General features: G+C 28.7%; 8 protein-coding genes. 2 read left to right on the forward strand and 6 right to left on the reverse strand.

All coding sequences use genetic code 11. From position 1 onward, the window contains the following. Positions 1-891: 891 nt before the first annotated feature. Positions 892-2,649, forward strand: coding sequence for a sensor histidine kinase (locus tag Q0649_RS10840; protein ID WP_298841434.1), 1,758 nt, complete (start codon positions 892-894; stop codon positions 2,647-2,649). A gap of 163 nt (positions 2,650-2,812) precedes the next feature. Here the strand turns inward: Q0649_RS10840 and Q0649_RS10845 are convergent, their stop codons facing one another. Further along, positions 2,813-5,275: a glycosyl hydrolase 2 galactose-binding domain-containing protein gene (locus Q0649_RS10845; RefSeq protein ID WP_298841437.1), complete on the reverse strand. Its 2,463-nt coding sequence runs from the start codon at positions 5,273-5,275 to the stop codon at positions 2,813-2,815. 255 nt (positions 5,276-5,530) lie between these two features. Between Q0649_RS10845 and Q0649_RS10850 the strand changes: the two genes are divergently transcribed. Next, positions 5,531-6,433 carry an AraC family transcriptional regulator gene (locus tag Q0649_RS10850; protein ID WP_298841440.1) on the forward strand — a complete coding sequence of 301 codons (903 nt, stop codon included), beginning with the start codon at positions 5,531-5,533 and terminating at the stop codon, positions 6,431-6,433. 1,065 nt (positions 6,434-7,498) lie between these two features. Here the strand turns inward: Q0649_RS10850 and Q0649_RS10855 are convergent. The 5 genes from Q0649_RS10855 to Q0649_RS10875 form a co-directional block, all read right to left on the reverse strand. Then, on the reverse strand, positions 7,499-10,237 hold the full coding sequence (locus Q0649_RS10855) for an Eco57I restriction-modification methylase domain-containing protein (protein ID WP_298841445.1): 2,739 nt from the start codon (positions 10,235-10,237) through the stop codon (positions 7,499-7,501). Beyond that, positions 10,179-11,105: a site-specific DNA-methyltransferase gene (locus tag Q0649_RS10860; RefSeq protein WP_298841448.1), complete on the reverse strand. Its 927-nt coding sequence runs from the start codon at positions 11,103-11,105 to the stop codon at positions 10,179-10,181. Before Q0649_RS10860 ends, Q0649_RS10855 begins: the two co-directional genes overlap by 59 nt. Positions 11,106-11,611: 506 nt before the next feature. After that, positions 11,612-11,800, reverse strand: coding sequence for a hypothetical protein (locus Q0649_RS10865; RefSeq protein ID WP_298841450.1), 189 nt, complete (start codon positions 11,798-11,800; stop codon positions 11,612-11,614). Positions 11,801-11,858: 58 nt separating this feature from the next. Next, a complete protein-coding gene (locus Q0649_RS10870; protein WP_298841452.1) occupies positions 11,859-12,020 on the reverse strand; it encodes a plasmid mobilization protein in 162 nt (53 codons plus the stop codon). Positions 12,021-12,115: 95 nt separating this feature from the next. Then, positions 12,116-12,286: a hypothetical protein gene (locus tag Q0649_RS10875; protein ID WP_298841455.1), complete on the reverse strand. Its 171-nt coding sequence runs from the start codon at positions 12,284-12,286 to the stop codon at positions 12,116-12,118. Positions 12,287-12,619 lie beyond the last annotated feature (333 nt).

Raw genomic sequence — 12,619 nt, forward strand, 5'->3', positions numbered from 1 at the left:
TGGAGTTCAGACGTGTGCTCTTCCGATCTCAGAAGAATTGTTAAACACCATGAGAATTATATCAAAGTTATGTTTGGATGAAATTAAAGAAAAATATGAAAGGAATAATCTAAATTTTTTTTTGGCAAAAGGTAAAATACTTCAAAATGATGAAATATGTGAAAAATATTTCGATTACAAAAAGGCTCTGTATATGGACAAGGAATTAGAGAAATGTTTATATAGTTTGGATAAAGTCAGGTTAGAAAAAATAGTTGATGAATTTTTCGATGATGTATATTCATTTGATACCACAGATAGAAGATATATTATAATGGCTTCATTGAATATCATTAGTAAACTTGAAATGATATTATCTGATATGGATGAGTCGATTAGTAATATTTTGAATACGCAAATTAATCTATGGGAAAAACTTTTGAATTATGAAACTATCACCGACATAAGAAATTGGATTAAACATATTTTCAAAATAGTAATTGATTATCTTAAAGTAAAATTTGAAAGTACTAACGGAAAAATAATTATTCAAATTGAAGAATTTGTAAAAATGAATTATGATAAAGATATAAGTCTTAAGGAAATCGCAAATAAATTTTATTATTCACCAAACCATCTTGGGCTAATTATTAAAGAGATGTTAGGAAAAGGTTTTACTGAATACCTAACAGCATATAGAATGGAAATGGCTAGTGACTTTCTTAAAAATCCAAGCATTAAAATATATGAAGTGGCACAAAAGGTTTCGTACAAAAATGTAAATGCATTTATTAATAAGTTTAAAGAACATTTTGGAATTACACCAAAAGAATTTAAGAAAAGATATGAAAAATGTTAAAATTCAATATATTTTATTGCTATTTTAAGAATCTTAAAATAAAATATAAACTTATGATTACATATTTCCCGCTTACGGTTATATTAATAATTATAGTGGGGTCATTTTCTTACACTATATCAGAAGATATTATAAAAAAACAGAGTGTTAAGATTGTAACCCAAGTACAACAGCAAAATAAAATTACTATAGATACAAATTGTAAAAACATTGAAAACTTTTTAAACAATATAGCATATAAAAAAGATACTCAAGATTTTATGAAGGGAAACTATGAGATAGGTATTATAAATACAGAAAAAATTACTAATTACGAAGAAAACCTTATTACTTGGATGTCTTTGTCTGAAATACCGTCAAATTTAGCAATTGTAAGAAACGGCGATAACTTAAATGAAATAATACCAAATAACTTTCATAATATTTTAAATGATAATAATTATAATGGCATGCTTAAGCCACATATTAATAGTTATCAGATATATAACTGCAGTAGAATTAAACAAATAGGATGGTACAGAAATATTAATGGATATAGTAAAAACCCTATATGGTTAAAGATTAGTAATGATAAATTTTATGGTAATATATCAATTATAAAAAATATACCGGATTATAATAATTTTAATACAAGTATTGGAACGATGATTTTGACAATTCCTATTAAATCTATTTTTATTACAACACAAGCAGCTAATATAGGTAGTAATTTTTTTAACATGTGTTTTGATGATCAGGGTAAAATAATTTATATTGATAAAAGCAAAAAAGAATTTTATGAAAAATACAAGGCAAAAATAGATAAATATATTCAAGGTAATGTTAAGGATATGTACTTAATTGATAAGAATACTGCAGTATTAACAATTGGAGTAAATAAAAATAAATGGAAATTCATTAGTATCATCTCTATGAGTGAAATTACTAATAAAACAAAGAGAATAAAAAATCTAGTTGTGATTTGTTGTGTATTAGCCTTAATATTTTTATTTATCGCGACTTTTCTTTTATCAAGATTATTCTCGAATAAGATTATAAAGATATTAAAGTACATGAAAAAATTTCAAGAGGGAAATTTTAAAGAAAAATTAGAGAATATTGATAATGATGAGTTAGGTTTTATTGCAAAATCTTACAATGAAATGGTTGAGAGGACAGAATATCTTATAAATGAGGCTTATGAATCTAATCTTAAAAAGAAAGAAGCAGAATTAAGGACTCTACAAGCCCAGATAAGCCCACATTTTTTAGCTAATTCTTTATCTAGTGTTAACCGATTAGTAACTAAGGGAGATCTGGGTAATATTACAACTATGGTAAACTCATTGGTAATCTTTTATAGAATGACTCTAAACAAAGGAAAAGATATCATAACTATATCAAATGAAATAGAACAGGCAAAAGCATACATTAGAATACTTAAAATTAGAATGAGTGAAATTTTTAACATCTTTTATGATATTGATGAAGATGTTAAAAGATTCTTTACAGTTAAGGTTATTCTTCAACCATTTATTGAAAATATAATTGACCATGCTGTTTTTGACAGAGAAGGACCAATAAATATTATTATATCGATTAAAATGCAGGATAATAGTATAATATTTAAAATTATTGATGATGGTGTAGGGATGAGTGAAAATAAAATAAAATCATTGTTTTTAAATGATTCAAGTGTAAGTTCTGGCTATGGAATTATAAATGTAGATGAAAAACTTAAAATGTATTATGGAAATGAATATGGCATTAAAATTTTTAGTAAACTTGGAATTGGAACAGTTATAACAATTAAAATACCAAAGTCTGAATGATAATATACTCATTTGAACTTATAACTAACTTAATCTTTCATAATTTAAAAAGTAAAGAAACCAATGAGTTATTCTGCTTACAACATTATCATTCTAATAGACAGTTAACAAAAGTAAGGAGAGTTGTCTCAACTATAAACTTATAGTTGAGATAACTCTCTATTTATTCAAATGTATCAAAAACGCTTCGAATTTTAAGTTGCTTTCTTAATTCTTCAATTGAGACCAAACTAGATAAATCATCTTTTTTAACCTGTATAGTTTTAATAGTTCCTGCTGACAAATCAAAGTAATTATCACTAAATATAGCGTCAATTTCAGTGAAATCAATTTCTACAAATTTTGCATAGGACTTGCATGATATATCCAAAGTAAAGCTATTATCATTTTCAATAATATTAATATCTAATTTAGGATCTATAAAATTAAAATGCTTTGACTTAACAAATAGAACAGTTCCATCACTTATAATTTTCCCATCAATAATGAACTTAAATTCCAAATAACAATTTCTCTTTTTATCATTTGAATCTAATATCATATTAAAATCAAGATCAGCATATTTAATCGAAGTAAGTGCATCAATTTTAATGTTTTCCTTAAATGATTCTATTATATTAGATTTAGCATCTCGTAACTTCCAAACAATATCTCCAGAAACTTTTTTCATAGTTTCATTGCTAAGGTGCAAAGATACAATAGGCCCTTCCTCACAAGCCGAAATGAGTATTGGTGAGAAGAATTTTCTCGCAGCATATTGTAGTGCTTTCCATCTTCCAAAATAGTCGATACTAGCCCAAGAGGCTACTGGCCAACAGTCATTAAGCTGCCAATACATTGCACCCATACATCTTCCTCTATTTCTTCTCCAGTGCTCAACGCCATATCTTATGCCTTCAGCTTGAATTAACTGTGAAGCATATAATAAGGAGTCAAAATCTTTTGGGTACTTATAATTTTCACCAATATAGTATAGAATTTTTTCATTTCCTGTTCCTGATTTTTGATGACTTTCCATGACGTATGAGAAAATGTTTCTATCGCCTGGAAGTGTAAAACTTTTTATAGTTTTGAGACATGGGAAAGATTGAAGTCCAAACTCAGACATAAATCTTGGAAAATAGTTTCTAAAAGCAGTAAAGGGTTCTCTACCATGCCAAACTCCCCAGTAATGCATGTCACCATAATTGTCGTCATTAGGATTGTCAAAACTTCCAGTTGAGGAAGGAGAAGCAACCCAATAAAAAGTATTAGGGTCCATTTCTTTTGAAACCTCTGGTAACACAACTTCAAAATGTTTTATATAATCTGCTTTAAGCGCAGCAGAAAACTGCTCGCTCCAGCCCCAATCTGCCCAACCAACCTCCAGTTCATTATTGCCACACCAAAGTCCTAAAGAAGCATGGTGGCGTAACCTTCTCATGTTATCTTTTGTTTCCTGTATTATATTTTCTTTGAAATCATCAGTAAATCTATAAACGCAGCAGGCATACATATGATCTTGCCATACTATAAGTCCGTATTCATCACATAAATCATAAAAATAGTCTAGAGGGTAATATGCCCCTCCCCAAACGCGAATGGAATTAAAGTTTGAAGCAATGCAGTTTCTAATAAGTTTTTCAGTTTTTTCTCTACTACATCTGGCAGTGATATTATCTTCTGGTATATAATCGGCACCCATAGAAAATAATTGTACACCATTTACTTCAAAAGCAAAAGACTCACCCCATTGATCCTTTTCTTGATGAACGGTTATAGTTCTAAGTCCTATTTTGTAACTTAAAGAATCTAATACAATATCATTATAAAGTAAAAGCACCTCAACTTTATATAATGGATGAGCTCCAAAGCCATTTGGCCACCAAAGTAATGGATTTTCAACAGATATATTTATATTATTTTCAATTAAACAAGAAGATATCTTCTTTTCAATGCAAATACCTTCAGGTGATATAAGTTTAATCATCACATCTGATTTAAAATCATAGAACTTTTCAAGTTTTACAAATACATTTACATGAGCAAATCCTTGTTCATGTATTTGAGAAATATATACATCATCAATTTTACCTTGGTTATAAGCTTTAATAGATATATTTTTCCATATACCAACATCCGGAAGTTTTGGACCCCAGTCCCATCCAAACATATGGTGAGCTTTTCTCAAATGAGGTATCCCATGAATATAATCTCCATTTAAAGGATCATCTATTTGTTTTTTGTTTATGTATTGAAGTGGCGACTCAAAAACTATATTGATAGTATTTACACCAACTACTAATAATTCTTTAACATTAAACTCATAGGTCCTGTGCATGTTATTTGACTTACCAATACTTTTCCCATTTATAAAGATTTCAGCTAATGTATCTAGGCCCTCACAAACCAATACTATTTTATCCTTGTCTAAAAATTTGTTATCAATTTGATAATTTCGTGTATATTCATAATCGTAATTTGACAGTTCTAAAGCCTCATATTCATTATCACGATAAAATGGATCTTCCATTTTCCCTGAGGTAAGTAAGTCATTATACATTGAACCTGGTACTAATGCGTCAATAAAAGCCTCTTCACCAGTCCTTCTCATAAGCCATTTACCATTTAAGTCTAATAAAATCATACTGTACATCTCCTTTAAATCAAATTATATTATAATGTTAACTAAACTAATGAATTTAATTATCTGCTAGCAGGTGATAATAGTGTAACCACTATCTTTATTTCATGATATAATTATATTGCGGATTCTTAATATAATAAATAGACTATATCGTCATTTATTATATAATATGTCGTTGTAGTGAAGAAGAAGTTTAAATTTAAATAGTGAATATGAATACTATACCAAGCAATTAAATGAGAAGGTGATTAGTCTATGAGTAGAGTGTTACGATATAATGATTTAAACATAAAAATACCTATGGGAAATATGACAATAAATATATTCTACATAGGTTATGAACCACCAAGGCCAAATTGGAGTTTTAAAAACCATTCTCATAGTACATATGAACTTCATTTTATACCTAGTGGTAAAGGTATACTACAAGTATTTGATAAAAAATATATTATTATCCCGGAGACATTTTACATGACTGGTCCAGGGATATTGCATAAACAAAAAGCTGATTTTGAAGATCCTATGTGTGAATATTGTATTAATTTTGAAATAAAAATATCAAATAGAAGTATAAAGAAAAGTGATCCCTTTTTAAAAGAAGAAATAGATGATATTATAAAGATTCTTTTAAATACAAATTTTTGGTTTGGTGAGGACAGATTTGCAACTAGTGAATTATTTCTTAAGGTAATGCAAGAACTAGAGAATACTATAACTGGGTATTATACTTATATCCAAAATCTATTTTCACTTATTATTTTAAATGCAGTAAGATGTATGTCTGAGAAAAAAGAAACCAATTATCATTTTCCCAAGCAATCGCTTAACGATTCTCGTATATTCTTAATAGATGAAGAATTTAGTTATAATTATCTTGGATTAACAACTGAAGTCCTTGCAAAAAAGATTAGGACTAGCATTAGGCAAATAAATAGAATAATGAAAAAACATTATTCTATGACATTTACTGAAAAATTAACTATTACGAGAGTAGAGTTGTCAAAGGAGTTTTTAAAAGAGACTAGTATTTCTATAAAAGAAATATCAGAAAAGATTGGATTTATAAATCCAAATTATTTTAGTCGGGTTTTTCAGAAATACGAACATATTTCGCCTAGTGAGTTTAGAGAAAAAAATTATAAACCTATAATTAAATAAACATAAAAATTAAATTCTAAGATAGGAGAAGGTTATGGATTCAAATATGAATTTGACATCATAACTTTTATTTTATAGTGGTAATTTTACTTTAAATGTAGGTACAAGGTCTATAGTGATTAGTATTTATATCCCATAATTGCTTCCGTAGCGAAGTTTAATCCTTTTTTTTACGTTTCTGCACCACTTAATTCTATAATTTTTACATTTACATTTAGATCATTATTTTAAATATTAAATTCATTCCCACCCAACATCAAGCTTAACCTTGTTTTCTAAATACTTTTGAGTTATATATGCCTCTTTTGCCTTCCTACATTGTAATCCTTAATATATATATTTCTCCAAATACTCATATACTAACTCCGTGATATAAAAGTATGTTTGCATGTAATAACCTCTTTATAATTATTGTATTAAGTCGTTCGTTTAAAGTCCATATATTGCATGAACGATTTATGTATATATTCACCATATAATGCCACTTCCAAGGCTATTAGTTCTCGTTCGCCTACTGTATACTCCAAACGAACTATATTTGTTTATTCCTTTAAGATTTAACACCTTAAGTTTATAAGAAAATATGATTCATATATTTAACCAGTAAAATACTTGCGTTTATGGGTATATATTTTTCCTAGTGTACAAAATATCATTTTTACTGAGGATACCCCATACAATAATAGTATGGGGTATCCTTATTTAAGTAGCTATAATTCTTTTATAATAATTCTAAATTGTACTAACTTTAGACCAACTGTTTCGTAGTTATTATACTTAAAGAATTATGAGGTTTTATTAGAATTGGACAAGTTCCTATAGGTTGGCACTAAAGTATTTGTAGATTTTAAAAGTTTACTTGAAATAGTATAAGGCTCATAACTTTGCCAACAATTCTGCCAACATGAAACTTATTTATCAAGTTCAAACCCTTGTAAGACTATATTATTTGTTTCATAGTTTAAAGTTTATTGTTATTGTCTATATCGTCTATCAATAACTATATACTGAAAAGTTTCATTCTTATTCAGTTTACATCTCTTTTACATCTTAAATAGTAAAAAACTATTTTGACTTTACTTTTACACTTAACCGAACAGCTTGAATTGACAGTAATGATGCTTTTATTCTATCAAAATAAGCATCTATACCATAAGCCTTTAACACTATTCGCTCAAAATTTAATCTATCTGCCTGTAACAATTCTTCTTTTGTAGTTAGTATATTTCTTTCAAGTAATGGCTTAAATGCTTCAAATATATTTGTCCTTTGTTCTTTGCTAAGTAAATTCGGATCAAGCATATAACCTTTTTCAAGATTATCTTTACTAAAATCCAAAACTCCTAATCCTCTTCCAAAACCAACAGCTTCCACATAGAACATACCCAACATTGAATTCAATAAAGTATGACACAAATCTATATCAACTGCTTCACTTCGAGCTAGTAACCCAATCAATCGCTGATTAATAAAAGTAGGTACGTCAAATTTACCAAAAAAGATTCTTTCTTCAGGATTCATGCCCGTAAATAAATAAGGCAACTTAGTTGCATCTAGCATGTTCCATTTTGTACCTCTTGTTAATACAGACTGATTTAAATGATTTTCAAACCTAGCTAACCAATTCAATGTCTTTGTATGATGCAATCTTACTAATTCTTCAACTGTTTTGTCACAACAAAGAACATCTGTATCCGATTTTGCAGTAAGTCGATTACAACTCTTAGTATTCTTTAGCCCTCTTCTTATAAATTCAGCATCTACTAAAGTCGCATCTTTTAGATAAAATATCTCATCTTGGCCTGTTTTCTCGCCTCTAAATACTTTAAATAATGAACCCAGTTTACACAAACTATCTTTTATATCTAACAACCAATCAGTATCATGAAAAAGTGTATTAATAGAAACATTCATTTTTAGCATTTCTTGTATTACTGACTGCTTATATTTCTTTAACTGCAGCACATTCTTATCAGTTTCCTTGGCTAAGACAGCAGAGTTGATTAAATTTGTAAATAAATCTGCATCTTCAAGATCTGCTAATGTTTTATTTATTATTCCAAAAGTAGTATCTCCACCTTTTATAGGTTCTGATACCTGCTCTTTCTTTGTCATCAAAATCAAAGTTGTCACTACATCAGCATTAGTAAACCATTTTCCTTTTCCACTAACATAAACTGAATCAATATCGTAATACCATCTAACTATATCAAAAAAATGTTTTCCTGCTGCTGTACCCAACCATGAATTAGACGTTATTACACTCAACTTTCCACCAGCTTTTAATAACTTCCATACAGATATAATTATATATATGTATAAATCAGTTCTACCTGATACATTTATATTCGTGGTGTCTTTTATATTTTTTACAACAGCTTGTATTACTGCATTAGTTTCTTCTTTTTTCTTATTGAAATTAACAAATGGTAAATTTGATATAATTGAATCTAACTGTGGTAAATTATATGTTATCATTTTACCTGTAGTTGGATTTATAATTTGTACATCTTGACCTACATTTAAGTCAAAAACATTAGCTTGAAAAATCATACTAGGTATATTTATAGAACTGGCATCAGTCAACCCCATATTTAGTATCTGTAGTGGAAAAGAATACTTATCAGAAGCCCATGTAGTTTCATATGCTTTATTTATACTTACAAATTGCTTCTTATAATTTAGTATTGCCTTTGGTATTGTGCCTGTACCCGAACATGGATCTAAATTTACTTCATTTAAATCATTTATCGTCAATTTTACTAAAAGTTCAGCTAACTTTACTGGTGTTGTATATAAACCTATTACTTCCCTCTTAGCACAATTTACTGTATTTTCTATTGTTGTTTGTAATGCATTCTGATCTATATTTACTATACCGTTACTGCTTAAGAAACGGTTGAATTCTATAATATCATCCCACACGTCTGATGGAATTAATTCACTGTAATCAAATGTTTTAAATATATTATAGAAATCACACTTTGCAGTTATTTCTGAAAATATCTCAATTGCTCTTTGTGGTTTCACACTATAATCAATACTTTCAACTGCATACGCAGGATTATGATACTTTTTAATTATATGTGCAAACATAAACTTATTCAGCCAATTTAATAATATTGTTTTTGCATAAGCTTCATACATATCAGTCTCATCGGACATATATTCAACTTTTACTTCCTCCCACCAATTACTTACATAACTCCTTATTATTACACTTTTAACAGCTTCACTCTTTATTTCACTTGCTACTATGCACTTATTTTTTGTTATTATTGATGTCATTACTGTATCAGATAAAATCTCACCAAGTCCTGCTGAGTGAAATACCCCAGACTCAAAATAAGCATTTATTTCTGTTAAAATCTGTTCTATCAACAACAACCATTCATTATGGTACGTCTCAACATCTTGCCTTGTTTTAATATACTTTGTAGCATCCCAAGTCTTTACTATATTAAAATTACCACTTACATCTTTTACATACAAAACTCCATATGTAAAATTCCAAATAAAACAACTATTTAATCCTAGAATAGTTGCTTTATTTTGAGCATCTTTTACAAAATCATTATCAGTTATCAATACATCTGGCATCTTTATTTCCCAACCCTGAAGTATTTTTAACTGTTTGTTATCACCATAAAGTATTACATCTGGAAACATTCTTTTCTTGCCAGTGTTTATTGTAGTTTCTCCACCTGCTCTTTTTATATTCCATGTCCTTTTAGCTACAATTAAATTAATATCCGTAATTAGAGATATTGCCCAACTTCTCTCGTTTTTTGTTATCGCTACCACAATGGTTTTCCTCCTCAAAATACTTTATTAAGTTCTTATTTTTTACCCTTATTCTCTTTTCTTCATTTAAATTTACCCATGATTTTTGCAACCTACTTTTACATACTTCTATATAATCTATTTCTTCTTTCTTAAATAATGCAACATTTGTATTCTGCTCTATTCCTATAAAATTCCTACCCTCTTCTAATGCAGCTACTAAAAATGAGCCACTTCCACACGTATTATCAAGGACTATGTCACCCTCATTTGTATACGTCCTTACTAAATATCTACCCAACTCCACTGGCTTTTGAGTAGGGTGATATACTTTACCCTCCGACTCTGCTGTCTTTACATATATTATGTCAGTTGGATACCTTTGACCTTCACTCTTAACATGTACAGGTAAGAAATCACCATAGCTGCCAGTCAATTGGTCCTTTCTTATACCCTTATCATAAGCTTCCCCATCTGTCATTTGAGGATTATACGTTGGTTGCTTTTTATAAAATACACATATCTCTTCATGCTTTCTTAAAGGCTGTTTCTTAGCATTTAGAAAATTTGTTGCTTTTGATTTCTCCCATATCCATTTATACTTATATAATTCTGGTTTACTTAAAATTAACTGTGCAGTAAATACACCATTCGATGTCAGTACTATTGCACCGTTATCCTTAATTATTCTAGTGTACTGTTTCCATAAGTCATCTAAAGGGATTACAGAATCCCACTTATTCTGTGTTGTTCCGTATGGCAAATCACATAAAATCATGTCAATTGACTTATTGGGTAACTCTTTCATTTTTTCTAAACAATCTGCCTCATGTATTTCATTTATAAATTCATCTATATATTTCATCTCTTTATTTGACTTTTTTATCATTTGATAAGTCTCCTTTGATACTTTCATTTATATTCTTTTTAGTAACCTTTTATTCGGGTATACTAGGTATTTGATAGCGATTTCAAGGTTTTCATACCCTTTTATAGTAACATTTTTACATGCTATTGGTATATATTTATTAAAAATTTTAAAATAATTTATATTACTATAAATTTAAAAAATTCGCATCTTTCACACCAAATATCCATCTCTTATTACTCCTCTTGCTTTGGTTATTAATTATGTTTTAAAACTGTAATACTTTTGTATTTTTTTGTAATACCTATATAATATCGTCCATCACTCAATTAAGTGTGAATTTAATTCTCCCAAATCCTTTTATAACTTTTTAATCCTATCAAGGTTGGATCTTGTTTCTTTTCTTTACATTCTTGAACATAGATTAATATAAACTGACATAACATACCCTTCCCTTGACTATTGAAGCACCAAAGGATACAATTTAACTGCGAGTTAGGTGGTTTCCTTCGGAAAACTGCCTTATTTTATTTGTTTAATATTTTTTCAACACCATTTGGACTAAGAAGTGTCGGCAGTCTAACGCCTAATTTTTTAAAATCTAAGCCCTCTACCATCTCCATGCTTTTTAATTTCAATCTATCTTGTAATGTTCTTACTGGAATACCCGATTCTCTAGCTACATCTTGCAAGGTCTTTATATCTCTTAATTCCATATCCTATCAACTCCTTCAACTATATCCCACAACTTATTTAATCCAATAGCTTTGTTTATTATTTATAGTCTGCTTCTCTCTCATATCCGCCCTTTGGTGGATTAATTAAACAACAATATTTTATATAATCACTCACGGTCATATTTTTTTCTTCTGCCTTTTCTAAAAATAACTTTTTTTCAGCTTCATTTAATCTTGCTTTTATAATTTCAGTTTTCATATTTAAACTCCTTTCATTTGAATTGTTTTATTTTATGCTTATATTGTGTCACATATGTGACCACAATGCAAGCATAAAAATATTAAATATGTATTCTATATCCAATAAGCAGTTGGAGTTTTGGCACATGTTTTTCTATTTGTATAAATATACTCTGATGCTTCAAGTGCTGAAATACATTTATAAAGAACTTTTGTTTTATGTATTTTACCCTTAGTATCAACCCATTCAACCATGAAATCTTTTTTATCATTATAATCTAACATTTTTAATACCTCCTAGTATTTTTTAGGGGAAGGACTTTTATAATTATAAAAGTCCTTTTTCCTTAAAGCTTAAATATTTATCATATTCGCCAATAATTACATGGTCTAATACCTCTATTCCTAATATTTTGCCACATTCTTTTAATCTTGTGGTTATGCTAATATCTTCTTTACTAGGGGTTGGATCACCACTAGGGTGATTGTGTGAAATTATTATTGAAGCAGCATTACTTAGTATTGCGGTTTTAAAAATTTCTCTAGGATGAACGATTGACGAATTTACACTAGATCGGAAGAGCACACGTCTGAACTCCAGTCACCGCCTCTATCTCG

This window comes from uncultured Clostridium sp. (assembly GCF_937920395.1).
Classification (GTDB): Bacteria; Bacillota; Clostridia; order Clostridiales; family Clostridiaceae; genus Clostridium_AD.

What these genes read in the sequence shown, in the direction of transcription:
- Q0649_RS10840 (WP_298841434.1), top strand. Translation starts at nt 892, where the DNA reads ATGATTACATATTTCCCGCTTACGGTTATATTAATAATTATAGTGGGG.
- Q0649_RS10870 (WP_298841452.1), bottom strand. Translation starts at nt 12,020, where the DNA reads ATGAAAACTGAAATTATAAAAGCAAGATTAAATGAAGCTGAAAAAAAG.
- Q0649_RS10860 (WP_298841448.1), bottom strand. Translation starts at nt 11,105, where the DNA reads ATGATAAAAAAGTCAAATAAAGAGATGAAATATATAGATGAATTTATA.
- Q0649_RS10875 (WP_298841455.1), bottom strand. Translation starts at nt 12,286, where the DNA reads ATGTTAGATTATAATGATAAAAAAGATTTCATGGTTGAATGGGTTGAT.
- Q0649_RS10845 (WP_298841437.1), bottom strand. Translation starts at nt 5,275, where the DNA reads ATGATTTTATTAGACTTAAATGGTAAATGGCTTATGAGAAGGACTGGT.
- Q0649_RS10865 (WP_298841450.1), bottom strand. Translation starts at nt 11,800, where the DNA reads ATGGAATTAAGAGATATAAAGACCTTGCAAGATGTAGCTAGAGAATCG.
- Q0649_RS10850 (WP_298841440.1), top strand. Translation starts at nt 5,531, where the DNA reads ATGAGTAGAGTGTTACGATATAATGATTTAAACATAAAAATACCTATG.